Annotated in this window: 25 protein-coding genes and 1 other annotated feature; of the genes, 24 read left to right on the top strand and 1 reads right to left on the bottom strand. The window is 34.0% G+C overall.

Annotated elements, in window-relative coordinates:
- The first annotated feature begins 5 nt into the window (after nucleotides 1–5).
- The 6 genes from spoVE (at nucleotide 6) to ftsZ (ending at nucleotide 7,437) form a co-directional block, all read left to right on the top strand.
- Nucleotides 6–1,106, top strand: a complete 1,101-nt coding sequence (gene spoVE / locus COI44_RS05685; protein ID WP_141437779.1) for a stage V sporulation protein E — start codon at nucleotides 6–8, stop codon at nucleotides 1,104–1,106.
- Nucleotides 1,107–1,333: 227 nt separating this feature from the next.
- Nucleotides 1,334–2,425: an undecaprenyldiphospho-muramoylpentapeptide beta-N-acetylglucosaminyltransferase gene (murG, locus tag COI44_RS05680; protein WP_098427049.1), complete on the top strand. Its 1,092-nt coding sequence runs from the start codon at nucleotides 1,334–1,336 to the stop codon at nucleotides 2,423–2,425.
- A 74-nt stretch (nucleotides 2,426–2,499) separates the two neighbouring features.
- Nucleotides 2,500–3,408 (top strand): UDP-N-acetylmuramate dehydrogenase, encoded by a 909-nt coding sequence (murB, locus tag COI44_RS05675; RefSeq protein WP_098427048.1) that lies wholly within the window; start codon nucleotides 2,500–2,502, stop codon nucleotides 3,406–3,408.
- Between the two features lie 590 nt (nucleotides 3,409–3,998).
- Nucleotides 3,999–4,754 (top strand): cell division protein FtsQ/DivIB, encoded by a 756-nt coding sequence (locus COI44_RS05670; RefSeq protein ID WP_098427047.1) that lies wholly within the window; start codon nucleotides 3,999–4,001, stop codon nucleotides 4,752–4,754.
- Between the two features lie 224 nt (nucleotides 4,755–4,978).
- Entirely contained in the window at nucleotides 4,979–6,259 is a 1,281-nt protein-coding gene (ftsA, locus tag COI44_RS05665; protein WP_098427046.1) for a cell division protein FtsA, read from the top strand.
- A gap of 35 nt (nucleotides 6,260–6,294) precedes the next feature.
- A complete protein-coding gene (gene ftsZ / locus COI44_RS05660; RefSeq protein WP_098427045.1) occupies nucleotides 6,295–7,437 on the top strand; it encodes a cell division protein FtsZ in 1,143 nt (380 codons plus the stop codon).
- 48 nt (nucleotides 7,438–7,485) lie between these two features.
- Here the strand turns inward: ftsZ and COI44_RS05655 are convergent, their stop codons facing one another.
- Complete coding sequence (locus COI44_RS05655) at nucleotides 7,486–8,154, bottom strand: class I SAM-dependent methyltransferase (protein ID WP_098427044.1); 669 nt, start codon at nucleotides 8,152–8,154, stop codon at nucleotides 7,486–7,488.
- Between the two features lie 201 nt (nucleotides 8,155–8,355).
- Here COI44_RS05655 and spoIIGA point away from each other — a divergent pair, with 201 nt between their 5' ends.
- The 18 genes from spoIIGA to COI44_RS05565 all read left to right on the top strand — a co-directional run bounded on the left by spoIIGA (nucleotide 8,356) and on the right by COI44_RS05565 (nucleotide 25,064).
- A complete protein-coding gene (gene spoIIGA, locus COI44_RS05650) occupies nucleotides 8,356–9,261 on the top strand; it encodes a sigma-E processing peptidase SpoIIGA (RefSeq protein ID WP_286163786.1) in 906 nt (301 codons plus the stop codon).
- A 10-nt stretch (nucleotides 9,262–9,271) separates the two neighbouring features.
- Nucleotides 9,272–9,991 (top strand): RNA polymerase sporulation sigma factor SigE, encoded by a 720-nt coding sequence (sigE, locus tag COI44_RS05645; RefSeq protein ID WP_069035602.1) that lies wholly within the window; start codon nucleotides 9,272–9,274, stop codon nucleotides 9,989–9,991.
- Between the two features lie 272 nt (nucleotides 9,992–10,263).
- Entirely contained in the window at nucleotides 10,264–11,043 is a 780-nt protein-coding gene (gene sigG, locus COI44_RS05640; protein ID WP_056471070.1) for an RNA polymerase sporulation sigma factor SigG, read from the top strand.
- A gap of 604 nt (nucleotides 11,044–11,647) precedes the next feature.
- Nucleotides 11,648–11,929: a YlmC/YmxH family sporulation protein gene (locus COI44_RS05635; RefSeq protein ID WP_098427042.1), complete on the top strand. Its 282-nt coding sequence runs from the start codon at nucleotides 11,648–11,650 to the stop codon at nucleotides 11,927–11,929.
- Between the two features lie 257 nt (nucleotides 11,930–12,186).
- Nucleotides 12,187–13,011, top strand: coding sequence for a peptidoglycan editing factor PgeF (gene pgeF, locus COI44_RS05630; protein WP_098427041.1), 825 nt, complete (start codon nucleotides 12,187–12,189; stop codon nucleotides 13,009–13,011).
- Between the two features lie 4 nt (nucleotides 13,012–13,015).
- On the top strand, nucleotides 13,016–13,690 hold the full coding sequence (locus COI44_RS05625; RefSeq protein WP_098427040.1) for a YggS family pyridoxal phosphate-dependent enzyme: 675 nt from the start codon (nucleotides 13,016–13,018) through the stop codon (nucleotides 13,688–13,690).
- Between the two features lie 5 nt (nucleotides 13,691–13,695).
- Complete coding sequence (locus COI44_RS05620; protein ID WP_098427039.1) at nucleotides 13,696–14,193, top strand: cell division protein SepF; 498 nt, start codon at nucleotides 13,696–13,698, stop codon at nucleotides 14,191–14,193.
- 4 nt (nucleotides 14,194–14,197) lie between these two features.
- A complete protein-coding gene (locus tag COI44_RS05615; protein ID WP_098427038.1) occupies nucleotides 14,198–14,458 on the top strand; it encodes a YggT family protein in 261 nt (86 codons plus the stop codon).
- Between the two features lie 68 nt (nucleotides 14,459–14,526).
- Nucleotides 14,527–15,300 (top strand): YlmH family RNA-binding protein, encoded by a 774-nt coding sequence (locus tag COI44_RS05610; protein ID WP_098427037.1) that lies wholly within the window; start codon nucleotides 14,527–14,529, stop codon nucleotides 15,298–15,300.
- 89 nt (nucleotides 15,301–15,389) lie between these two features.
- Nucleotides 15,390–15,878: a DivIVA domain-containing protein gene (locus COI44_RS05605; RefSeq protein WP_069035609.1), complete on the top strand. Its 489-nt coding sequence runs from the start codon at nucleotides 15,390–15,392 to the stop codon at nucleotides 15,876–15,878.
- 498 nt (nucleotides 15,879–16,376) lie between these two features.
- Nucleotides 16,377–16,600: a binding site (T-box leader), on the top strand.
- Between the two features lie 201 nt (nucleotides 16,601–16,801).
- On the top strand, nucleotides 16,802–19,558 hold the full coding sequence (ileS, locus tag COI44_RS05600) for an isoleucine--tRNA ligase (RefSeq protein WP_098427036.1): 2,757 nt from the start codon (nucleotides 16,802–16,804) through the stop codon (nucleotides 19,556–19,558).
- A gap of 162 nt (nucleotides 19,559–19,720) precedes the next feature.
- Nucleotides 19,721–20,086, top strand: coding sequence for a hypothetical protein (locus tag COI44_RS05595; RefSeq protein ID WP_098427035.1), 366 nt, complete (start codon nucleotides 19,721–19,723; stop codon nucleotides 20,084–20,086).
- A gap of 115 nt (nucleotides 20,087–20,201) precedes the next feature.
- Nucleotides 20,202–20,882 (top strand): CAP domain-containing protein, encoded by a 681-nt coding sequence (locus COI44_RS05590; RefSeq protein WP_098427034.1) that lies wholly within the window; start codon nucleotides 20,202–20,204, stop codon nucleotides 20,880–20,882.
- A 257-nt stretch (nucleotides 20,883–21,139) separates the two neighbouring features.
- Nucleotides 21,140–21,463, top strand: a complete 324-nt coding sequence (locus tag COI44_RS05585) for a TraR/DksA family transcriptional regulator (protein ID WP_098427033.1) — start codon at nucleotides 21,140–21,142, stop codon at nucleotides 21,461–21,463.
- A gap of 71 nt (nucleotides 21,464–21,534) precedes the next feature.
- Complete coding sequence (gene lspA / locus COI44_RS05580; RefSeq protein ID WP_069035614.1) at nucleotides 21,535–21,993, top strand: signal peptidase II; 459 nt, start codon at nucleotides 21,535–21,537, stop codon at nucleotides 21,991–21,993.
- Complete coding sequence (locus COI44_RS05575) at nucleotides 21,990–22,898, top strand: RluA family pseudouridine synthase (protein ID WP_098427032.1); 909 nt, start codon at nucleotides 21,990–21,992, stop codon at nucleotides 22,896–22,898. Before lspA ends, COI44_RS05575 begins: the two co-directional genes overlap by 4 nt.
- A 186-nt stretch (nucleotides 22,899–23,084) precedes the next feature.
- Nucleotides 23,085–23,627 carry a bifunctional pyr operon transcriptional regulator/uracil phosphoribosyltransferase PyrR gene (gene pyrR, locus COI44_RS05570; RefSeq protein ID WP_098427031.1) on the top strand — a complete coding sequence of 181 codons (543 nt, stop codon included), beginning with the start codon at nucleotides 23,085–23,087 and terminating at the stop codon, nucleotides 23,625–23,627.
- Between the two features lie 138 nt (nucleotides 23,628–23,765).
- A complete protein-coding gene (locus COI44_RS05565) occupies nucleotides 23,766–25,064 on the top strand; it encodes a solute carrier family 23 protein (protein WP_179887025.1) in 1,299 nt (432 codons plus the stop codon).
- Nucleotides 25,065–25,096: the final 32 nt, after the last annotated feature.

Genomic DNA, 25,096 nt, shown 5'->3' with positions numbered 1-25,096 from the left:
TTTAAGTGCCAACAAAGAAAAATAGTCCTGACATGATTCTTGTTCTCGTTACGCTATCATTATTAACAGTAGGTATGATTATGGTTTACAGTGCTAGTGCAATATGGGCATCTTATAAGTTTCATGATTCGTTCTTTTTTGCTAAACGGCAATTATTATTTGCTGGGGTTGGAGTAGTTGGAATGTTTGTTGTTTCAAATATTGACTATTGGCTTTTCAAAACTCATGCAAAAAAAATATTAATCGCTTGTTTTATCTTGTTGGTACTTGTACTTGTACCAGGAGTTGGTCTAGTACGAGGTGGTGCACGAAGTTGGATTGGAATCGGTGCATTCTCGATCCAGCCCTCTGAGTTTATGAAACTTGGAATGATGGTATTTCTATCAAAATACTTAGCAGATAATCAGAAAAATATTACGTCTTTTAAAAAGGGTCTTGTACCAACATTAGGTCTTGTGTTTTTGGCGTTTGGTTTAATTATGCTTCAACCTGATTTAGGAACAGGTACAGTAATGGTAGGTACTTGTGTAATCATCATATTCGTAGCTGGAGCAAGAATTTCTCATTTTATGGGATTGGGGATTGTTGGGGTTGCAGGATTTGTTGGCCTAATAGCTTCTGCTCCATATCGAATAAAAAGGATTACATCATTTCTAGATCCATGGTCTGATCCATTAGGAACTGGATTCCAAATTATTCAATCGCTATACGCAATTGGTCCTGGTGGATTATTTGGTTTAGGGTTGGGACAAAGTAGACAAAAGTTTATGTATTTGCCAGAACCACAAACTGATTTTATCTTTGCTATTTTATCAGAAGAATTAGGATTTATTGGCGGAACGTTTGTCATCTTATTATTCTCTTTATTACTTTGGAGAGGGATCCGAATTGCTTTAAGTGCACCTGATTTATTCGGTACTTTTTTAGCAGTAGGAATTGTCTCAATGATTGCAATACAAGTAATGATTAATATAGGCGTTGTAATAGGCTTAATGCCTGTTACAGGGATTACATTACCATTTTTAAGCTATGGTGGTTCATCTCTAACATTAATGCTATTAGCCGTAGGTGTATTATTAAATATTAGTAGACATGCGCGTACATAAAAGGACCGACTCAAATTGAAACAAGTACATTTTGTACTTGAATTTTTCAAAAATGAGTCGGTCCTTTTTATGTAGTAACGCAATGTGTTCTTGGCTATTTACTTTACAATTAGTACGTTTTCTTTATTTTTATAGAAAAAACAATTAGAATGATAGTGATAAAATTGGTATAATAACTACTTAAACTGCTTAAAGTTATTTATGTATTGTAATTTAGGAGGATCTTTATGAAAATTTTAGTTAGTGGTGGGGGTACTGGTGGTCATATTTATCCAGCACTTGCGCTAATTAAAGAGTTAAAAAAACAAGATTCCAATGTAGAATGTTTATATGTTGGTACAGAAAATGGATTAGAAAAAGGGATTGTATCTAAAGCAAACATACCTTTTAAATCTATTGTTATTACAGGGTTCAAGAGAAGCATATCATTAGAGAATTTTAAAACAGTCTATCGATTCTTAAAGGGTGTATCAGATAGTAAGAAAATAATTCGTGAATTTAAGCCAGATGTAGTCGTTGGAACTGGTGGATATGTTTGTGGTCCTGTTGTTTACGCAGCAGCAAAACTAGGGATTCCGACAGTTATACATGAGCAAAATAGTATACCTGGACTAACAAATAAGTTTTTAAATCGATATGTAACAAAAGTTGCAATTTGTTTTGAAGAGGTTGCTGACTATTTTAATAAAGAGAAAGTAGTGTTTACTGGAAACCCGAGGGCTTCTGAAGTACTTGGAAAATCAAATCCAGCAGTTTTAGAAACATTAGGACTAAAATCAGGTAAACGCACAGTGCTAATTGTTGGTGGTTCGAGGGGAGCAAGACCGATTCATCAAGCATTTTTAAAAAGTGTCAATCAATTAGGTGAAAAAGATTACCAAATGATTTATGTAACAGGCGAAGTACATTACGATTCTGTCATTGAGGAAATAAATAAAGTAGGTAACCCAGAAAATGTAGTGGTTAAGCCATTTTTACATAATATGCCTGAAATATTAAGAGAAGTGGATTTAGTCGTATCAAGAGCGGGGGCAACTACATTAGCAGAATTAACTGCATTAGGAAAACCTAGTATTCTAATACCAAGCCCATATGTAACGAATAATCATCAAGAAGTTAATGCTAGATCACTCGAGAAAAATGGTGCGGCAATTGTTATATTGGAAAAAAATTTCAATAGTGAATATTTAGTAACTGAAATTGAAAAAGTATTACTAAATCCTATTAAACTTGAAGAGATGAAAAATGCATCATTAAAAATGGGTGTACCAGATGCTGCAAAAAAACTAGTAAATGTATTAGAGAAAATACGTAAATGAACTTGCACGAACAAGTTTGAAATAAAATAGAAATATAATAGAGGATACTATAAGCTAAAGGGGGAAAATAACGAATGTTTGAATCAAAATTAAAGGAAATATTAAATAACTCGAGTCTTCTAATAAATGAGCCTTTAGCAAATCATACGACAATGAAAATTGGAGGACCAGCTGAGTATTTGGTCATTCCTAAAACTGTGAATGAAATAAAAGAGATTATTAACCTTGCAAATGAACATGGCGTAAATGTGACTGTAATTGGTAGAGGATCAAATTTACTTGTATCGGATCAAGGTATTGAAGGTGTCGTAATTAAAATTAGTGATTGCTTAGACCATATTGAAGTAGAAGGTACAAAAGTAGTTGTAGGTGCAGGATATTCAGTTATTCGTTTAGCTACTCAACTAAGTAGAAAAGGATTATCTGGTCTAGAGTTTGCAAGTGGAATTCCTGGTAGTGTTGGTGGCGGTGTATATATGAATGCAGGTGCTCATCAATCCGATTTTTCAAATATAACTTCTAGAGCACATATTCTATTTCCTGATGGAACGATGGAATGGTTATCAAACGAAGAATTAGACTTTTCATATCGAACTTCAGTTTTACAACATAAACGTAAAGGATTTGTATTAGAAGCAGAACTTCAGCTTCAAGAAGGATCAAAAGAAGTTTCAACTGCTTTAATGCAAAAAAACAAAGATTATCGAAGAGAAACACAACCTTGGAATTATCCATGTGCTGGAAGTATTTTCCGTAATCCATTACCACAGTATGCTGGTAATTTAATTGAACGTGCTGAATTAAAAGGATATCAAATTGGTGGTGCGAAGGTTTCTGAAATGCATGGTAACTTTATTGTAAATGCTGGAAATGCCACTTCAAAAGATGTATTAGACTTAATAGCATTTATTAAGAAAACTATATTAGAAAAATTTAATGTGCAACTTGATACAGAAGTAGAAATTGTTGGGAAAAAAATGTAAGTTTCTTCTAAACTCACCATATTATATGCTATAATTTACATAGCATATGATGACCAAGATAGAATGGCATTCATTTGCTATTCTATTTTTTATTATTCTATTATTAAGTCAAGAACACTCGTGATTTAAATTATGAGATGAATCGACTTCGGATGCAATATAGTATTAAAAAAACGTCATATTATTTTACTATACTAGTATCCGACATGAAATATAAGATAAAATCATATCGGACACTTGAACTAGAACGAATTCAAGTATGGTGCTTGTTGCGTGAATAGAACTTGTTTGGTGGCTGTCGTTCGCCAATACCTCTCGAAAGTCGCAAAGGGAACAACTGTAATACCCCTTTAGTATAAAATCAAGCTGAGTGCGTTTCACCTAGCGTTAGGAAAACTTAACCGTAGGGACTACGGGGATAGCTTGGTAAATAAAAGAAACCTCTGCTAGAAATATGCTAGCAAGTATGCTTTGTTCCCAAGAATCTCGTAACTTTAGTCATGAGTAGTTCAATATTCTTAAATTACTTCTTAAGCAAAAGTAAATTAAAAAGGTATTTTTAGTTGAACATTGATAATGGAGGCATATTTATGCAGGAAAATAAGATTATTAGTTTAGAAGACCGTGTACCTGTTTTACGTAATAAAAAACGTAAAAAAGCAAATTTGCGAATACTGGTCACAATTCTTGTGTTTTTTTCTTTGCTTTTATGTGTATTGTATTTCCAAACATCAATTGGTTCAAAAATTCATTTAGTAATTAATGGAAACCAACTGTACTCTGATAAAGAAATTCAAAAATTAGCCGATGTAAGCGTTGATGATAGCTTTTTGACAATTAGGTCAAAAAGGGTCGTAGATCAGCTTGAAAGTCAAAACACAATTCAATCTGCAATCGTACATAAAAGATTTCCTAATAAAGTAGAAATCGATGTAAAAGAATTTCAGCCTGTTGGACAAGGTTTATTCAGCGGAAAAAAGTATCTATTGTTAGAAAGCGGAGTCCTTATTAAAGAGAAAAATTCACTAGGAAATACTACAGCACCTGATTTAATTGGTTGGAAACAAGGGGACGAGTTGCAGGAAATGGCTGCGGAATTGAAAAAAATGCCACAAAGTATATTTCAATCAATTTCCGAAATAGATTATACTCCAAGTAAGGATGATCCTTTGTTAATAACGGTTTTTACGAATGAAGGGTATGAAGTAAGGACAACGATTCGAAAATTCTCAAATAAAATGTCAAATTACCCATTAATTTTAAAGTCCATACCTAAAGATCAAAAAGGGGTTATCCATTTAGAAGTTGGTGCGTATTTTTCTCCATATAGTACTAATCCTAAATAGTCGATTTAACATTAGTTAACAGTACTTTCAAGTCTTTTTTAACTTTACATGTTAGTGTAGACTAGTAGTTAAATAGAAATAATGAAAAAAATTAAAAAGATTATGAAAAATCAAACTTAAAAAAGAGGAAAAACCCCGTAAATGTTGAATAGATGTCATATATGATATTTAAGAATGAATTGATGCTCGATTATAATAGATAGTGAGAAAAAGGAGGTGCCATCATGAACAGCAATGAGATCTATGTGAGTCTTGACGTTGGAACTTCAACAATTAAAGTAATCATAGGAGAACTAGTTAACGACACACTTAACATTATCGGTGTTGGTAATGTTAAATCTTCAGGCTTAAAACGTGGGTCAATTGTTGATATAGATGAAACAGTCAAATCAATCAAAAAAGCAATTGATCAAGCAGAAAGAATGGTTGGCATTCATATTGACAAAGTAATTGTAGGGGTTAGTGCTAATCAAGTGCAATTGATTAGTACTAACGGCGTAGTAGCAGTTTCTAAAGAAAATAAAGAAATTGACAATGAAGATGTTTTAAGAGTAATGGATCAGGCTCAAGTAATTTCTATACCACCGGAAAGAGAAATTATCGATGTTGTTCCACATGAATACATTGTTGATGGCCTTTCTGAGGTAAAAGACCCAAGAGGAATGATTGGTGTACGGTTGGAAATGGAAGGTACATTAATCACTGGTTCAAGAACTCTAGTACATAATATACTTCGTTGTGTTGAAAGAGCGGGGTTAGAGGTAACGGATATATGTCTACAACCTATGGCTGCAAGTACGATAGGACTAAAGCAGGATGAAAAAAACTTAGGTGTAGCACTTGTTGATATCGGTGGAGGCTCAACTACAATTTCTCTTTTTAGAGAAGGTGTATTAATGGCAACGTCAGTCCTACCTGTTGGAGGAGACCATATTACTAAAGACATATCGATTGGACTGAAAACTTCAACAGAAGATGCAGAAAAAATTAAAGTGAAATTTGGACATGCTTTTTATGATACTGCATTAGCTGAAGAAGTTTTAAGTGTACCAATTATGGGTAGTGAACAACATCAACAATACAGTCAACAAGAAATTTCCGATATTATTGAAGCCAGATTAGAAGAAATCCTCATTATGGTTCAAAATGAGCTTGTAAGAATGAGGGGAAGCAATTTACCAGGTGGATTTGTTCTAACTGGTGGTACAGTAACAATGACTGGTGTAATCGATTTAGCTCAAAAAGTATTTAAAAATAATGTAAGGGTTGCAACACCAGATTATATAGGTGTAAGAGAACCTCAATACATTACTGGTGTAGGTTTAATCAAGTATGCTTTTTATAAATCAAAAATGCGTGGAAAAAAACTTAGCTCTAATATTGCATTCGAATCAAATGAACGAAAACCTGTAGCTGTTTCAAATTCAAATACAAAACCAAAACAGCAGGATGAAGAGCGCGTCATGAGTAAAGTTAAAAGCATTTTTAAATATTTATGGGATTAAATTTGTGATGAATTTGAAAAGTAGGGGGATCAATCATGTTAGATTTTGATACAAATGTAGATGCTTTAGCGAAGATAAAAGTAATTGGTGTAGGTGGCGGAGGAAATAACGCCGTTAACCGAATGATTGAACATGGAGTACAAGGTGTAGATTTTATTGCTGTGAATACTGATGCACAAGCTCTTAATCTATCAAAAGCTGAAGTGAAAATGCAAATCGGTGGCAAACTTACTCGTGGTTTAGGGGCAGGAGCTAATCCAGAGGTAGGTAAAAAAGCAGCAGAAGAAAGTAGAGAACAATTACAAGAAGCTCTTAAAGGAGCTGACATGGTATTCGTAACTGCTGGAATGGGTGGAGGTACAGGAACAGGTGCAGCTCCAGTAATTGCACAAGTAGCAAAAGAATTAGGTGCATTAACTGTAGGTGTAGTTACTCGTCCATTTACATTTGAAGGTAGAAAGCGTTCAACTCAAGCGGCAACTGGAATCGCTGCAATGAAGGAAAGTGTTGATACTTTAATTGTTATTCCTAATGACCGATTATTAGAAATCGTTGATCGTAATACCCCAATGCTTGAAGCATTCCGCGAAGCAGATAATGTACTTCGTCAAGGGGTTCAAGGTATTTCTGACTTAATCGCTGTTCCTGGATTAATTAACCTTGACTTTGCAGATGTTAAGACAATTATGTCTAATAAAGGATCTGCATTAATGGGTATCGGTGTTGCTGGTGGAGAAAACCGTGCGGCAGAAGCAGCTAAAAAAGCTATTTCTAGTCCATTATTAGAAACTTCAATTAATGGTGCGCAAGGTGTACTTATGAATATCACTGGTGGAACTAACTTAAGCTTATATGAAGTTCAAGAAGCAGCAGATATCGTATCGACTGCATGTGATGCAGAAGTAAATATGATTTTCGGTTCTGTAATCAATGAAAACTTAAAGGATGAAATTATTGTAACGGTTATTGCGACTGGATTTGAAGGTGTTAGTACAGCACCGCCTACTCCAAAACCAATGGCGAGACAAACAATTTCAACACCAACACCAACTTCACAACCAACTATTAAACGCGAACCAATTCGCGAAGAAGCTCCGGTTGTAGAAACGACTAAAAATGTAACTAGTCTTGATGACTTAGATATTCCGGCGTTCTTACGTAATCGTAAAAGACGCTAGTAAATGTAAAAAAACCAAGATAAGATGATTCTCTTATCTTGGTTTTTTTCATTCTTTCGAGTAGTGATTTTGTAAATTAGTTAGATCACTAATGACACTCTTGAACTTTTCGTTATAGCCTTTAGGGAATAAAACACCTAAACCATGTGAGTGTGTAAATTCAAAAGATGGGAGTTGTTGTTTAATGCCTTCCCAAAATTTATAAACCCCAAAATCTTGTATTCGTACTTCAGTATCATGGATTAAAACAATACCTTCTTTAGATACTTTTGGTAGCCAAGTGGTGTAATCATGTAGCACAGCTTCAAAAGTATGAAACCCGTCAATATGAAGTATGTCGATTGTATTATCTTCGAAATTCTGAATTGCTTCGTCGAAAGACTTACGTAACATTTTAGCTTCTTTCTGATAATGTTTTTGAACAACTTCATGTACCGTATCAAAAACTTCATTACTATACAATCCACTATGCAGATCACCTTGCCAAGTATCAACTGCAAAACATTCACATGACAGATTATGATCTTTCACACTTTGACAAAAACAGAAAAAAGAAAAGCCGAAGTGGGTACCTAATTCTACAATTTTTTTTGGTTTCACGAATTGAACTAAATCGTAAGCGAATTTAGCGTGACCTTTCCAGGCAGAGTGCTGTCTAATTGATGGTTTAGTTCCATCAAACTCAAAAATGGGTGAATGAAATATCCAGCTTACCAAATCCTCACTCCTTATTGGGCAGATTTAATAGAAATAAAGTGAAAGATTTCTATAAAATATTGACCTGTCCAATCCATATTTCGAAAATGTATTGTCGAAAAACTCTTCAATAAGGCTTCCTTTTTTTGACAGACTTCTTACCGTGCTCATCCTATACTTACATATAAATGAATATTCTATAGAGGATGGCGAACAAAATTGGTGATATATGGCGATCTTGTTTGGTTATTAAACTTGTTAATGGACTTCTTGATCATTCAGTTGACAGGGTTAATTCTAAAAAGAAATGTATCTATTTTGCGGTCATTGTTGGGGGCATTGTTAGGTTCTATCGTTGTTTTAATGACGTTTACTCCTTATGCATATGTTGTTGGTTCTCCCTTTATGAAAATATTATTATCGTTTTTCATCGTGTTTTTTGCATTTGGACGTCAACGGATTATCACTTTTTTACAGCTATTAAGTATCTTCTATTTTTCAACATTCATTTTAGGTGGCGCATTATTAGGCTTACATTATTTATTTGCTACTAATGAATCAAATTTAAGCAAGTCATCCTTTTATGGTGATCCCGTAAGCTGGTATTTTGTAATTGGAATGTTACCAATCGTCATATTTTACGCTAGAAAATCGATCAATCAGATTTCGTTTACAAAATGGAAATTGAATGAGATGTATGAAATGGAAATTGTGTGGCGGAATACTTCGATTAAAATTAGAGGGTTAATGGATAGTGGTAACTCTCTACATGAACCGCTTTCTAGGAAACCAGTTATTATTTTAGATTGTTCTACTAGTGATTATGGATTACCTATAGAACTAGTAAAGTTAGTTAGAGACGCTGAAAATACATTACATAATACTGAAGCACTCGATGTCTTAAGTTTTTTTCAAGGAACTTATATACCTTATAAAAGTATTGGTCAAAGTAATCAATTCCTCGTCGCAATAAAACCTACTGTTGTTAAATTGAAAATTAATGGGAAATGGTATTCATCGAGTTCGGTTTTAGTTGGATTGAGTCATGTTACTTTGTCTTCAGACAATTTATATGAATGTATCCTTCATCCAAAAATGATGCAGGGAACAATTAATGAAATTGCATAGGAGGTAGAAAATGAATCGATTGTTCTTAAAACTTAAGTTAGGTTTGTATAAGCTATTAGTAAAGCTTGGTTTGAAAGCCGACGAAGTATACTACATTGGGGGAAGTGAAGCATTACCACCTCCTTTGACAAGGGAAGAAGAAGAAAAGCTTTTACAGAAACTACCGAATGGAGATTTAGGTGCTAGATCACTATTAATTGAGAGAAATCTACGATTAGTAGTTTATATTGCTAGAAAGTTTGAAAATACTGGCATTAATATTGAAGATCTGATTAGCATTGGTACAATCGGATTGATAAAAGCCGTTAATACCTTTAATCCTGAAAAGAAAATTAAATTGGCTACTTATGCTTCAAGATGTATCGAAAATGAAATTCTGATGCATTTACGTAGAAATAATAAAAACCGTTCTGAAGTCTCCTTCGATGAACCATTAAATATTGATTGGGATGGTAATGAATTATTACTTTCTGATGTATTAGGTACAGAAGACGATATCATAACGAAGGATCTAGAAGCCAATGTCGATAAATCATTATTGACAAAGGCATTAGATCAATTGAATGATCGTGAAAAACAAATAATGGAACTAAGATTTGGACTAGATGGAACTGAAGAAAAAACCCAAAAAGATGTAGCTGATATGCTTGGGATATCGCAGTCATATATATCCCGATTAGAAAAACGTATTATTAAAAGGCTTCGAAAAGAGTTTAATAAAATGGTTTAAATTATAAGAACCGATTAGATTTGATTTTTTCAAATACTAATCGGTTTTTTTCTATGTATGAAGGGGAACCAAATAATTTAAAAAAAATATTTTCATTAGTCCTACATACTAAATTTCATTAATTCAGCATAAGAAAACCTTGATTTTTCCCTATTTGAAAGGTTTTTTTACTCTTGAATTTATTATTTTTGTATATTTTATTTTGTGCATAAATTTTCCACCGAAGGAGATACTTACCTATAGTACAGCAACTCCAAGTAGGAGGGAACATCATGACACGAAACAAAGTAGAAATATGCGGTGTAGATACATCAAAGCTTCCAGTTTTAAAGAATGATGAGATGCGTAAGTTATTTCATGCAATGCAAAGCGGTGATCGAAGCGCAAGAGAAACAATCGTAAACGGTAATTTGCGTCTTGTCCTAAGTGTTATTCAGCGTTTCAATAATCGCGGAGAATTTGTGGATGACTTATTTCAAGTAGGCTGCATAGGCCTTATGAAGTCTATTGATAATTTTGATTTAAGCCAAAATGTAAAATTTTCGACGTATGCTGTACCTATGATTATTGGTGAAATAAGAAGATATTTAAGGGATAATAACCCAATAAGAGTGTCTAGATCATTAAGAGACATTGCTTATAAAGCATTACAAGTTAGAGAGCGATTATTAGCAGAGAATTCAAAGGAACCAACTCCTGTCCAAATCGCAGAGGTACTAGGCGTAACACATGAAGAAATCGTCTTTGCATTAGATGCAATCCAAGACCCAGTCTCGTTATTTGAACCGATATATAACGATGGCGGAGATCCAATCTTTGTAATGGATCAGCTAAGTGATGATAAAAATAAGGACGAGCAATGGGTTGAAGAACTAGCACTACGTGAAGGAATGAAACGACTAAACGATCGAGAAAAAATGATCATAAGCAAAAGATTTTTCCAAGGAAAAACACAAATGGAAGTCGCCGAAGAAATCGGAATCTCCCAAGCACAAGTATCCAGACTAGAAAAATCAGCAATAAAACAAATGAATAAAAATATACAGGGATAACGAAAAGCGGAGGCGACTGTTCAGCTCCGACAAGCATAAGACGAAGACCGAGGAAAGTTGCTTTTTACTTTCATCGGGCTTCGTCTTATGACCTCGAGGAGCTAGGAGCCGGAGCTAGCCATCATACAATTCTTTCCCTGAATAAAGAGTAACTACTCAAAAGGAAGGTTGCTTTTTAACCTTTAGCGGAAATTGGCTTATGACCTCGAGGAGCTAGGAGCCGGAGCAAGACATGATACAATTCTTTCCCTGAATAAAGAGCAATTACCCAAAAGGAAGGTTGCTTTTTAACCTTTAGCGGAAATTGGCTTATGACCTTGAGGGGCTAGAAATCGTATAGGGAGCCTGACTTCTATCAAGCTTCAATTCCTGTATACTGAATTGCTTATTATAATGAATAAAATAAAAAAACAAACAATTATATAAACTAAATAATCCAATAACTACTACATAGTTAGTTAAACTGGAAGAATGAACATACGATATTAATGTGTTAGACAATGGATGAGCATCGAACAACCTTGTCTAACACATTTTTATTTGAATTTTATCATGATGTTTGGCCCTTACTTCATATATTTTATAAAAAGGATGGTGAAGTTAAATGGCCAGAATTTCAGATTTTCAAGTTAAAGATGTTGTAAATGTTGCCGATGGAAAGAAATTAGGTAATATTGTTGATTTAGATATTGATCAATCAAATGGAAAAATCACTTCGATTATTTTAACAAAGCCAGGGAAAGGCTTAAATTTTTTTAGTAAAGAAGAGGAAATGACGATTTATTGGAATGATATTGTGAAAATAGGTGAAGATGTTATTTTGGTAAAATATCGTTCATCTGTGGATTTGGATGAAAACCAAGCAAGCTCAGTTAAATACACATAAAAAAACTCGTTGACTGACGCGTTTCTAGGCGATGAATGGGGCGCAGTTGCACTTTTAGTTTATTCTTAAAATTGGTTACCACGTCGAATACGATTCCTAGTAGCTAATTTTATTTTTGAAAGTGAAAAAAATAAGTGTGTTTTGTCAAAAATAATCAAAAATGTGAAATCTATGGTAAAATATAGGAAACCATCAACTGGTTTACATATATTTACTAAATTAGTTTACTAAATTAGTTTCTGTGAGGTCTTATAAATATGAAAGAGAGCTTCATTCAATCGACTGAAAGTACTTTTATGATTCAACCTTGGGAAGACTCATACAAACATTTAGTTGCAGGATTTACAACAAAAAATGATGGAGTTAGCCAAGGTTGTTTCACTTCTTTTAATCTTGGATTACATGTAAATGACTCGAAGGATATTGTCGTAGAAAATAGAGAACTTCTTGCGAGTAAATTAGAGTTTTCAAAGACGAAATGGGTTTGTTCAGAACAAGTTCATGGGAATAATGTCGTGAAAGTAACAAAAAAAGATTGTGGCAAAGGTGTTACAGATTACGAAACTAGCATCGAGACAACAGATGGTTTTTATACGAATGAGGAAAATATATTATTAACTTCTTGTTATGCAGATTGTGTTCCATTGTATTTCCTTGAACCAACGAGTAAATTTATTGGTTTAGCTCATGCAGGTTGGAAAGGTACTGTTCAAAACATTGGCGGACGTTTAATCGAAAAATTGATTAAAGAAGAAAACTTACAACTAAAAAATATCCAAGTTGCAATCGGGCCATCAATTGGCGATTGTTGTTATGAAGTGGATGATTTTGTGATGAATAAGCTAAATGATGCTTTTGAACACAAGATTCCTAAAAATATTTTAACCACTTTACAAAACGGGAAATTCAAATTGAATTTAAAAGAAGCAAACAAACAATTACTCATTAGATCGGGAATTAGTGAAGAAAATATAATAATGACAAATTATTGTACAAGTTGTAACCCGAGCATATTTTTTTCTCACCGTAGAGATGGTGGGAAAACAGGTAGAATGATGAGTTTTATTGGTTGGAGGAATTAGCATCATGACAGTAAAACAAAATTATGAACGTATTAGTGAACAAATTAATGCAGCCAAAGTCAGAGCAAATCGAAATGATGAAGTAACTTTAATAGCAGTAACTAAACAAGTATCTACAGAAGTGGCTAAAGAAGTTTTAGCTGAAGGTATACTTCAATTAGGCGAAAACCGTTTTGAAGGTTTAAAGGAAAAACAAGATCATATAAAAAGTGATGTTGTTTGGCATTTTATTGGTTCACTTCAAACTAGAAAAGTAAAAGACGTCATACATAGAATAGATTACTTACATTCTTTAGATCGACTATCCTTAGCAGATGAGATACAAAAAAGAGCAGCAGAACCATTAAAATGTTTCCTACAGGTCAATGTATCTGGAGAAGACTCAAAGCATGGCATACATCCAAATGATGTAATTGAATTTGCTAGACAGCTTTCAGAATTTGATAAAGTACAAGTTGTTGGGTTAATGACAATGGCACCCTTCACGGAGGATGTAACGATCATACGAAATAGTTTCAAAGGATTAAAGGAACTACAAGAAAAAGTAAAAGATCTACAGATTGCAAATATTCCATGTTCTGAATTATCAATGGGTATGTCTAATGATTTTGAGATCGCAATAGAAGAAGGTGCTACATTCATAAGAATTGGTACTGAATTAGTAGGAAAGGGAAGGTAGAGAAGATGAGTATTATTGGGAAAGTAAGAAACTTTTTTGCAATGGAAGATGAGTATGAAGATGATTATGAATACGAAGAGCAACAACAGCAACAACATCAGCAACAAAAACAATATCAACAACAGCAACAACAATTTTCTAAACATGTAAATGAAGAAATTAACCATGAGCGAAATGCATCAAAGCAAAAATTAGTAAGTATACCAGGAGGAGCTTCTTTGTCGTCAAAAGTTGTATTAGCGCAGCCGCGTGAATATGCAGAAGCACAGGATGTTGCAGACCATTTAAAATCAAAAAAAGCAGTTGTAATCAATTTACAACAAATGCAAATCGATCAAGCTAAACGCTTTGTTGATTTCTTAAGTGGTACAGTTTATGCAATAAGTGGAGATATAAAAAAAATTGGTACAAATACGTTTATTTGTACACCTGATAATATTGATATTTCTGGAACGATTACAGATATGTTATTTGAGGAAGACAATTCCATTAAAAGGTGGTAATTAAATGGATATACTTTTTTTAATTTTATACAAATTAATCCAGTACTATAGATACGTTATCGTAATTCATATCATTTTATCTTGGTTCCCTCAAATTAGACAATCAGGCTTCGGTCGCTTAATTGGTAGGCTATCAGAACCATATTTAGAGCCGTTCCGTCGAATTGTTCCATCAATTGGTATGTTTGATTTTTCACCAATTATTGCATTATTTGCTTTAGAATTTGCTGGATATGGAATAGCAAGTCTTTCTCATTACTTTTAAAAAGAGAATCTAACCGGTTCTCTTTTTTAATTAATATTGATAGTTTGATGAAAAAGAGGATTACATCAATGAGTATTTATGATCATTTTCGAAAAGAAGAGCATGTTTTCGTAGACAAGGTTATTAGTTGGAAGGAACAAGCAATTGAACGCTATTCTATAAAGTTGACGGATTTTCTTGATTTAAGAGAACAAATGATTATGCAATCAATTATCGGTAATCAAGGGGAGTGTTTTGTCGCTTTCTTTGGTGGTCGTGAGGATTGTGAACGAAAGCGTGCAATTATTTATCCAAGTTTTTATACACCAGTTGAAGAGGACTATTCCTTGGTTGCATTTGACTTAGTTTATGCAACTAAATTTCACACTTTATCTCATCGGCAAGTATTGGGAACATTAATGTCTTTAGGAATCACAAGAGGAAAATTTGGTGATATTCTACTTAAAAATGATATGATCCAAGTAATTGTTGCTGATGAAATAGCAAGTTTTGTAGAAAGTAACTTTAATTCTGTAGGAAAATCGCCAATTAAATTAAAGAGAATTTCGTTTAAAGAATTGATTGAATCAGATGATGTTTGGCAAACTAATAATGGGACTGTATCATCACTAAGATTAGATGTCTTATTGAGTGAATTCTATAATATATCGAGACAAAAAGCTCAAAGCTTAATTAAAGCTGAACACGTTAAGGTAAATCAGCGAGTTATTGATGCTACTTCGTTTTTATGTGAAGAAGGAGATTTATTCTCTGTCAAAGGTTTTGGAAGAGGAATGTTAATGTCAATTGATGGCTTATCAAAGAAAGAAAAATGGCGGATAAACTACGGTGTTAAAAAATAGTCAGAAATTGTAGAAGGAAAAACGTAGAAACTGTCGAAAATTTAGTATAACCTATTAATAAAGAACATACATACATGGAGGTGGCTTAATTGCCTTTAACACCACTTGATATTCATAATAAAGAATTTGGTAAAAGTTTTCGTGGCTATGACGAAGATGATGTTAATGAGTTTTTAGATCAAGTCATTAAAGATTATGAATTAGTTATTCGTGAGAAGAAACAATTAGAAGAACAAATTCTTGATATGAAAGAAAGATTAAAGCATTTTTCTACTATAGAAGAAACTTTAAATAAGTCAATTTTAATTGCGCAAGAAGCTGCTGAAGATGTAAAAGGTAGTGCCCAAAAAGAAGCTAAATTGATCATTAAAGAAGCGGAGAAAAATGCTGATCGAATTATTAATGAAGCTTTAATTAAATCTAGAAAAGTTACAATGGAATTCGAAGAGCTTAAGAAGCAATCAAAAGTTTTCCGAACTCGTTTAAGAATGGCTATTGAAACACAATTAGAAATGTTAGGTCATGAAGATTGGGATCATATTTTAGATGATAAAGAAACAGAAGAAATCGCAAACTAGTCGTATAAGCCTTGACGATTTGTAAAGTTTTACATATAATTTATCATTATCCGACAGAAGACACCTTCCTAAGGTTACGTGAAGGTGTGATAACACCAGTAATAGGTGGGAGATGAATGACGGTTGGCGTTAGCCAAAATGCTTTCTTTTTTTGCTACTATTCTGTACAATAGATAATGTAAATACCGTAGAAAAAGAATGAATTCAAGTGTAGTGCTTGTTGCGTAAATAGAACTCGTCTGGTGGTTGTCATTCGCCTATACCATTCAAGAGTCGCAAAATAGAACAACTGTAATACCCCTCAGTAAAAATCAGGCTGAGTACGTTTCACCTAGCGTTAGGTGAAACCAAACCGTAGGAACTACGGGGTTAGCTTGGTAAATAAAAGTAACCTCTGCTGGTAAAGAATCACTAGTAAGTATGCTTTGTTCCCAAGAATCTCCTACTTCAAACAACCTGTAAGGGTGTTAAGTGGTGAGTAGTTCAATAGATATTAATAGTAAATCGGTGACAGGGAAGAGTACTTCTATAAAACTAGGTAGCGAGTCAAGGATAGTGTAAGCTTGATATAGAAAATAGAAGGAAAATCACCCTAGAGTGCTTTTCTGAAAATGAGTAAGAAAAGACGTTTCATTCACGTTATGAATGCTAAGTGGACAATGATTTAATGAAATTTTTTGTCAATTAGGGTGGTACCACGGGAAACCTTTCTCGTCCCTTTTTTGGGATGAGGAAGGTTTTTTGCGTCTTATACGATTTATTTATTATACATAATAGACAACTCCACTAATAAAAGGCTTGTAAGATGGATACAATGCGTTAATGTGGAATTTAAAAAATGTAAAGTAAGCTAGGATAGAGTAGTTGACTTGCCTAAAACGGCTAGCTTTAGATCAATTAAGTTTAATAATGGAGGAAAGCAAATGGAGTACAAAGATACGTTACTTATGCCAAAAACTGAATTTCCAATGAGAGGGAATTTACCTCAACGTGAGCCACAAATTCAAGAAGAGTGGAACAAAAAAGATATTTATGCAACTGTTCAAAAACATAACGAAGGAAAACCGTCATTTATCTTACATGATGGACCACCTTATGCAAATGGTGACCTTCATATGGGACATGCACTTAATAAAGTATTAAAGGATTTCATTGTACGTTTTTATAATATGAATGGATACCGTTCTCCTTACGTTCCAGGTTGGGATACTCACGGTTTACCGATTGAACAAGCATTAGCAAATAAAAAAGTAAATCGTAAAGAAATGTCAGTAGCAGAATTCCGTAAACTATGTGAAGAATATGCTTACGAGCAAGTAGAGCGTCAAAAAGAACAATTTAAACGTTTAGGAATTTTAGGTGATTGGGACCGACCATATATCACACTTGAAAAAGAATATGAAGCTGAACAAATTAAAGTATTCGGTAAAATGGCTACTAAGGGATTAATTTATAAAGGTCTTAAACCAGTATATTGGTCTCCATCAAGTGAATCTGCACTTGCAGAAGCGGAAATCGAATACCAAGATAAGCGTTCAGCTTCAATCTATGTTGCATTTGCAGTAGAAAATGGGAAAAATGTTCTTAACGGTGGAGAGAAATTCATTATTTGGACGACTACTCCATGGACGATCCCAGCGAACCTTGCTGTATGTTTACATCCTGACTTAAGCTATGATGTTGTATCTGTAAATGGTGACAAGTTCGTAGTTGCTAGTGAGTTAAGAGAATCTGTAGCAACAGAACTAGGTTGGGAAGAAGCAGTAGTTGAAAAGACTTTTAATGGTTCTGAACTTGAAGGAATCATTTGTAAGCATCCATTATATGATCGCCAGTCAGTCGTTATTTTAGGTGATCATGTAACAACTGATGCGGGTACAGGTTGTGTTCATACTGCACCAGGTCATGGTGAAGATGACTTCCGTGTAGGTCAACAATATGGTTTAGAAGTACTTTGTCCAGTTGATGAAAAAGGTGTTCTAACGAAAGAAGCTCCTGGATTTGAAGGTTTATTCTATGATGAAGCTAATAAAGAAATTACTAAAGCATTAGAAGAAAAAGGTGCTTTATTAAAACTTCAATTTATTACACACTCTTATCCACATGACTGGAGAACGAAAAAGCCAATTATCTTCCGAGCAACTGCACAATGGTTTGCTTCAATTGAAGCAATTCGTGAGCAATTAATGCAAGCTGTTCAAGATACTAATTGGTTCCCAGCTTGGGGTGAAACTCGTCTATTTAACATGGTTCGTGATCGTGGAGATTGGTGTATTTCTCGTCAACGTGTATGGGGAGTTCCGATCCCAGTATTTTATGCTGAAGACGGAGAAGCAATTATTACTGAAGAAACAATTGAACATGTTTCGAACTTATTTAAAGAGCATGGTTCAAATATTTGGTTTGAAAAAGAAGCGAAAGAATTATTACCAGAAGGCTTTACACATCCAGGTTCACCAAATGGTAACTTCACTAAAGAGAAAGATATCATGGATGTATGGTTTGATAGTGGTTCATCACATCAAGCAGTATTAAACACTCGTGAGGAATTATCTTTCCCAGCTGATATTTACTTAGAAGGCTCTGACCAATATCGTGGTTGGTTTAACTCTTCATTAAGTACAAGCGTTGCTGTAACAGGTCAAGCTCCTTATAAAGCTGTAGTAAGCCATGGTTTCGTTTTAGATGGTGAAGGTCGCAAGATGAGTAAATCAATCGGAAACATCGTCCTACCATCAAAAATTATGAATCAGTATGGTTCAGATATTTTACGTCTATGGGTAGCTTCTGTAGATTATCAATCAGATGTTCGTATTTCTGACGCATTAATGAAACAAGTTGCCGAAGTATACCGTAAAATCCGTAATACGTTCCGTTTCTTACTAGGAAACTTAGATGGATTTAACGCAGAACAAGATGCTTTAAAATATGAAGAGCTACGCGAATTAGATCAATACATGCTAGTTAAATTAAACAATGTGGTTAAAACTGTTCGTGAATCATACGAGAAATATGAATTTGCAAATGTTTACCACACAATTCAAAACTTCTGTACTACTGAATTAAGTTCTTTCTATTTTGATTTATCAAAAGATGTTTTATATATCGAGCCAAAAACGAATAAAGATCGTTTAGCAATTCAAACAGTATTACATGAGTCATTACAAGCACTAACTCGTTTAGTTGCTCCAATTTTACCTCATACAGCTGAAGAAGTTTGGTCACATATGGCAGGAACTTCAGTTGATAGTATTTTCTTAACTGAAATGCCAGCTGTTAAAGACTTCGGCGATACTCAGAGCTTAGAAGCTAAGTGGGAAAAATTCATGGATTTACGTGATGACGTATTAAAAGCACTTGAGGTTGCACGTAATGCAAAAGTAATCGGTAAATCTCTAACTGCATCAGTGAAAATCTATCCTAATGCAGAAGTAGCAGAGCTATTAAATTCGATTAATGAAGACTTCAAACAATTATTAATTGTTTCTCAAGTAGAAATTACAAATAGCGACGAACAAGCTCCTGAAACAGCTCAAAAATTTGATACATTAAGTATTGAAGTAAATCCTGCGACAGGTGAAACTTGTGAACGATGCTGGGTAGTTACTGAAGAAGTTGGAAAAGATGAAGAGCACCCTACACTTTGCTTACGTTGTGCAAGTGTTGTAAAAGGTATCTAATCAATAAGTGGTTAAACACTGAATAAAAGAGTGGAAAGTTAAACTTTCCACTCTTTAATTTTAGATTTGTTTTAATATTTTTCAAAAATTGTAAAAAAGTATGTATTGGTGTATGTTATGTATAACAGTACTAAAAATAAGATATAAGGAGTTTCTTAAGTAATGAATTATGAAAATAATCCAAATTGGGATAAATTAACTGATTTAATGAAGAAGAGAGTGGATTTAAGGGAAAAGGGATACAGTTACCAAGAAATAGCTGACTTAGAAAAGAAAAGCCGTTCAAGTATCCAACAAAGTATCAAGCGCTCATATTATCTTTTAGGAATAAAGGAACCAGATATTAAAGGAATCCTAAAAAAAGAAATCGATCAGTCTGTTCATATTGAAGGAATTAGGAATGAAATACTTGAGGAAATGAAAAAACAAGGAATTAGGGAATTTGTAAAAGAGTTTATAAAAAGAGATGATGTAAGAGAGATACTAAAAGAAGAATATAGAAAAGAATTCGAAGATGAAAAAGGATGATCGTTAGTAAAATCTTCCTTTTTTTATTTTTGGGTTGTATGTATGTATGTGTTGGTGTAAGATTGTTCTTGTAAGCGATAACAACAACTAAAAACAAACATTGGGGGAATACAATTTGAATAAAAACATCAAAAAAGTAACTCAAACAGTTTTAGGAATTGCGATCGCAGCACCAATGGTTTTAGGATTAGGATCATATGCTGGAGCAACTTCAGGTGCGGTAACTGCTACTAAAGTAGCTGTAAAAGACAGAGCAAGCAATAGCGCTAAAACTGTTGGATATCTAGCTAAAAATCAAAAAATTAACTACTCAGGTTACAATAGTTTTTATGTAAAGGTTAGCTATAAAGGTAAGACAAGATATATTCTGAAAAAATACGTAAAATATGTTCCGCCAACTAAACCAACAACAACACCATCAAATCCAACAACACCATCAAATCCGACTACACCAGCTAGCTCAAATGCCTCGATTCAACAACAAATTTTAGACTTAGTAAATGTTGAGCGTGGTAAAAGCGGATTAAAGCCATTAACATTATCTAGCTATTTAAACGGAACAGCTCAAGCTTGGTCACAAACAATGAGTAATGCGAACAATATGTATCATTCAACTTTAAGCTTTAATGGTGGATACAAAGGTGAAAACATCGCACATGGTCAAATAACTGCAAATGAAGTAATGACTGATTGGGTGAATTCACCGGGTCATAGAGCGAACATTATGAGCCCTAACTTTAAACAACTTGGAGTAGGTAAAGTGGGAACTTATTGGACGCAACAATTTACAGACTAATAATACTACAAAATGTTATTGGAATTTTTGGAAAACCCGTAGCCTACGCGGGTTTTCTTTTTTTGTGAGATTTAAGCTATGATTTATATTCTTTTTTATAAAAAGAATCTTTCCTTGAGAGCAATAAATACGAATACACCACAATTATGAATGGAAATATCTTTAGCCATTTCCTTTAAAGGAAAAAGTTTCACCTATTATCGACTTCAGTTTGAGGGAAAAGTATTGTTACATAAAAAAATTGGGAGTGAAGAAAGATGAGGAGCAATGAAATTTTCTATATTAAACAAGAGCTCGAACTAATTAAAAATGAATTGCTACATCGTTTATTTTCTGAACCAATAAGTTCTTCTGATATTGAGCAGCATCATTCAATTTTTGAGGATACAAATAAACATCAGATTCTCGTTGAAGACATGCAAAATGATTTATATGATATTGAGATTGCCTTGCAAAAAATTGACCATGGAATATTTGGTTATTGTGAAGTAACAGGGCAAGCTATTCCAATTGAAAAATTAAAAGTGCTTCCAACAGGTCGAACGTTAGAGGATTTTAGTTTTGTAAGAAATCATTACTAATACTATTCATTGTATAAACGTTTCCCCTATGCTAAAATTTGATGAGATATCTAATAAGGTAGGGGATAAATATGGCATATATTATTGCGGTAATTGTCATTTTAATTGATCAACTGACAAAACTTGCAGTATTAAAAAAGATGTATTTAGGAGAAAATATTGAAATTATTAAAAATATTTTTTACATAACATCACATCGCAATCAAGGAGCGGCTTGGGGAATGCTTCAAGGCAAAATGGGCTTCTTTTATTTAATTACATTAGTCTTTGTAGTAGCTGTGATTTACTTCATTCAAAAGCACGCAAAAGGAGATCGCTTCCTTGGTTTATCCTTAGGATTGGTTTTAGGTGGTGCAATAGGTAATTTTATTGATCGATTCTTCCGTAAAGAAGTAGTTGATTTTATTCATGTTTATATTTTTAATTATGATTTCCCTGTGTTTAATATCGCAGATTCAGCACTTTGTGTAGGCGTTATTTTATTATTTATTATTACTTTATTGGAAGATAAAAGAGGAGTTAAGAAATGACAGTTTTTGCTTTTACAGTTCAAGAGGATCAACATTTAGAAAGAATCGATACGTTTATTGCAACTCAAAATGATGAGTGGTCAAGGTCTCAAGTACAAACATGGTTAAAAGAAGATTTTGTATTAGTGAACGGTGAAAAAATTAAACGTAATTATAAAGTAAAACAGGGCGATGAAATATCAGTTTCAGTACCTGATCCAAAGCCATTAGAAGTTAAGCCTGAGAATATTCCACTGGATGTTTATTATGAGGATGCAGATGTTATTGTCGTAAATAAACCACGTGGAATGGTAGTTCACCCTGCATTAGGTCATGAAACGGGTACTTTAGTGAACGCTTTAATGTATCATTGTAAAGATTTATCTGGCATTAATGGTGTATTAAGACCTGGTATTGTACATCGAATCGATAAGGATACTTCAGGTTTATTAATGGTTGCAAAAAATGATGTAGCTCATGAGAAGCTTGCAGAGCAATTACGTCTAAAAACCACTGTACGTAAGTATATTGCAATTGTACATGGGGTAATTCCGCATGAGGAAGGCACAATTGATGCGCCAATCGGACGTGATAAAAGTGATCGTCAAAGTATGACGGTTACTGAAGAAAATAGTAAAGAAGCAGTTACTCATTTTAGAGTATTAGACCGTTTTGATGAGTTTACTTTAGTTGAATGTCAGCTTGAAACAGGCCGTACTCACCAAATTCGTGTTCATATGAAATACATAGGATACCCGTTAGCTGGTGATCCTAAGTATGGACCACGTAAAACATTAGATATAGATGGTCAAGCACTACATGCAGCTGTATTAGGATTTAATCATCCAAGAACAAATGAGTATATAGAGTTTTCAGCACCTGTACCAGAAGTACTAGAAAATATTATTGAACAATTACGCAGATAACTGTTGACAATGATTGTAACATAGGTCATAATGAGGACAGTTGAATGAACCTTTAACACAACCCCGTGAGGTTGAGAAGGAAGCGGAAAAATGAAAAGGGATAATTGTATCCTTTTGAGCTACCCTCTTGTCCATCGGGCAAGAGGGTTTTTTGCTTCTACACGATAAAAGTAGGAGGTAAGGTAAATGACTGAAAAAGCAATCATCTTAGACGAACTAGCGATCAGACGTGGTTTAACAAGAATTGCACATGAAATGTTAGAAAATAACAAAGGTATTGAAAATGTTGTTTTAGTTGGCATTAAAACAAGGGGTGTTTATCTAGCAAAACGTATTGCTGAAAGAATTAAACAGATTGAAGGTAAAGAGGTAATCATGGGAGATTTAGATATTACTCTTTATCGAGATGATTTATCGACAAAAACAGAAAACAAAGAACCATTAGTGAAGGGTTCAAATGTTCCTGTTGACCTAACAAACAAAAAAGTAATTTTAGTTGATGATGTGCTTTACACAGGTAGAACAGTTCGTGCCGCAATGGACGCTGTTATGGACCTAGGTAGACCGGCACAAATACAATTAGCAGTTTTAGTAGATCGAGGACATCGTGAGCTTCCAGTAAGAGCAGACTATGTTGGTAAAAATATTCCAACTTCGAGTAATGAAAAAGTAGTCGTAGCATTAAAGGAAACAGATGACCACGATAGAGTAAGTATATTTGAAAAATAGAAGTCCCTTTTAAATTTGGTCCAGAGAGGCTAACAAAGGGTCTAGTTAGTTGCTGCCTTATTTGAAGCAACGCACTTGGACTCTTTGTGTACAATCACAAAGAGTTTTTTTATTGGGAAAATTGGAGGAAACAACATGATAAAACAAAAACCTGTCCTAGAGATAAATGAAAAACCGAATATAGGTCAATGGATTTTCCTAAGTTTACAACACTTATTCGCAATGTTTGGATCGACAGTATTAGCTCCAATCTTAATCGGTATAAACCCTTCGATCGCATTAATTTCAAGTGGGATTGGAACCATCGTGTTCATACTAATCACTAGAGGTAAAGTACCATCTTACCTTGGATCATCATTCGCCTTCATCGCTCCGATGATCTACGCGAAAACAAATTTAGAACCTGGTGCAGCGTTCGTTGGAGTTTTCATCACAGGAATTATTTATGCGGTAATCGCACTAATCATTAACAAAGTAGGCGTGAAATGGTTATTCAGGGTATTACCACCAATCGTAGTTGGGCCGGTAATTATCGTAATCGGATTAAGCTTATCAACTGTAGCGGTTGGAATGGCAATGAATGGACCAGACGGCAAATACAGTTCCACATCAATCGCAATCGCATTAATTACACTAGCAATCACAATCATAACAGCATTATTTACAAGAGGTTTCTTATCAGTCATACCAATCTTAGTAGGAATTATCGGTGGATATATTACGTCAATCTTCTTTGGAGTAGTAAATTTTACAGAAATTAAAAAAATAGATTGGATAGCACCACCTGATTTCTCAGTCCCATTTGTTCACTACACACCACATGTCACATTCCAATTGCTAATCATCTTTGTACCTGTAGCAATCGTGACAATCTCAGAACATATCGGACACCAAGTTGTACTAGGAAGTGTCGTAGAGAAAGATTTAATAAAAGATCCTGGATTAGATAAGTCATTATTCGGAGATGCAGTTTCAACAATGATAGCAGGCTTAATTGGTGGACCTACAACAACAACATACGGTGAAAACATCGGTGTTCTAGCAATCACAAGAGCTTATAGCGTATACGTATTCATAGGTGCTGCAATTTTGGCTATATCATTCGGATTCATCGGAAAAATTTCAGCGGTGATTAGCTCAATCCCGACACCTGTAATGGGTGGTATCTCAATCCTACTATTCGGAATCATCGCTTCAAGCGGATTACGAGTACTAGTAGAAAACAAGACTGATTTTGCTAAACAACGTAACTTGGTTATCGCTTCAGTCATTCTAGTACTAGGAATTGGTGGAGCAGCAGTACACATTGGTAAACAATTCGCATTAGAAGGAATGGCTTTATCAGCTTTAATCGGAGTTGTACTAAATTTAGTCCTACCAGAAAACATTGGTGGCGATCGTACAACTGAAAATAAGGACGAGAGCTTAGCTTCATAATTGAAATTTAAATGGGGCATTCTTACATTGAT

It is taken from the genome of Bacillus sp. AFS088145 (genome assembly GCF_002564465.1).
GTDB lineage: Bacteria > Bacillota > Bacilli > Bacillales > Bacillaceae_G > Gottfriedia.
The sequence above is the reverse complement of the archived record's forward strand: the minus strand, read 5'-3'. Positions and strand labels throughout refer to the sequence as shown.

Excerpts from the sequence above, each read along its gene's own strand:
- COI44_RS05595 (WP_098427035.1), top strand. The coding sequence starts at position 19,721 with ATGAATTATGAAAATAATCCAAATTGGGATAAATTAACTGATTTAATG.
- ftsZ (WP_098427045.1), top strand. The coding sequence starts at position 6,295 with ATGTTAGATTTTGATACAAATGTAGATGCTTTAGCGAAGATAAAAGTA.
- COI44_RS05585 (WP_098427033.1), top strand. The coding sequence starts at position 21,140 with ATGAGGAGCAATGAAATTTTCTATATTAAACAAGAGCTCGAACTAATT.
- COI44_RS05575 (WP_098427032.1), top strand. The coding sequence starts at position 21,990 with ATGACAGTTTTTGCTTTTACAGTTCAAGAGGATCAACATTTAGAAAGA.
- COI44_RS05620 (WP_098427039.1), top strand. The coding sequence starts at position 13,696 with ATGAGTATTATTGGGAAAGTAAGAAACTTTTTTGCAATGGAAGATGAG.
- COI44_RS05610 (WP_098427037.1), top strand. The coding sequence starts at position 14,527 with ATGAGTATTTATGATCATTTTCGAAAAGAAGAGCATGTTTTCGTAGAC.
- lspA (WP_069035614.1), top strand. The coding sequence starts at position 21,535 with ATGGCATATATTATTGCGGTAATTGTCATTTTAATTGATCAACTGACA.
- ftsA (WP_098427046.1), top strand. The coding sequence starts at position 4,979 with ATGAACAGCAATGAGATCTATGTGAGTCTTGACGTTGGAACTTCAACA.
- murG (WP_098427049.1), top strand. The coding sequence starts at position 1,334 with ATGAAAATTTTAGTTAGTGGTGGGGGTACTGGTGGTCATATTTATCCA.
- COI44_RS05615 (WP_098427038.1), top strand. The coding sequence starts at position 14,198 with ATGGATATACTTTTTTTAATTTTATACAAATTAATCCAGTACTATAGA.
- pyrR (WP_098427031.1), top strand. The coding sequence starts at position 23,085 with ATGACTGAAAAAGCAATCATCTTAGACGAACTAGCGATCAGACGTGGT.
- pgeF (WP_098427041.1), top strand. The coding sequence starts at position 12,187 with ATGAAAGAGAGCTTCATTCAATCGACTGAAAGTACTTTTATGATTCAA.
- ileS (WP_098427036.1), top strand. The coding sequence starts at position 16,802 with ATGGAGTACAAAGATACGTTACTTATGCCAAAAACTGAATTTCCAATG.
- murB (WP_098427048.1), top strand. The coding sequence starts at position 2,500 with ATGTTTGAATCAAAATTAAAGGAAATATTAAATAACTCGAGTCTTCTA.
- COI44_RS05625 (WP_098427040.1), top strand. The coding sequence starts at position 13,016 with ATGACAGTAAAACAAAATTATGAACGTATTAGTGAACAAATTAATGCA.
- COI44_RS05670 (WP_098427047.1), top strand. The coding sequence starts at position 3,999 with ATGCAGGAAAATAAGATTATTAGTTTAGAAGACCGTGTACCTGTTTTA.
- COI44_RS05635 (WP_098427042.1), top strand. The coding sequence starts at position 11,648 with ATGGCCAGAATTTCAGATTTTCAAGTTAAAGATGTTGTAAATGTTGCC.
- sigE (WP_069035602.1), top strand. The coding sequence starts at position 9,272 with ATGAATCGATTGTTCTTAAAACTTAAGTTAGGTTTGTATAAGCTATTA.
- sigG (WP_056471070.1), top strand. The coding sequence starts at position 10,264 with ATGACACGAAACAAAGTAGAAATATGCGGTGTAGATACATCAAAGCTT.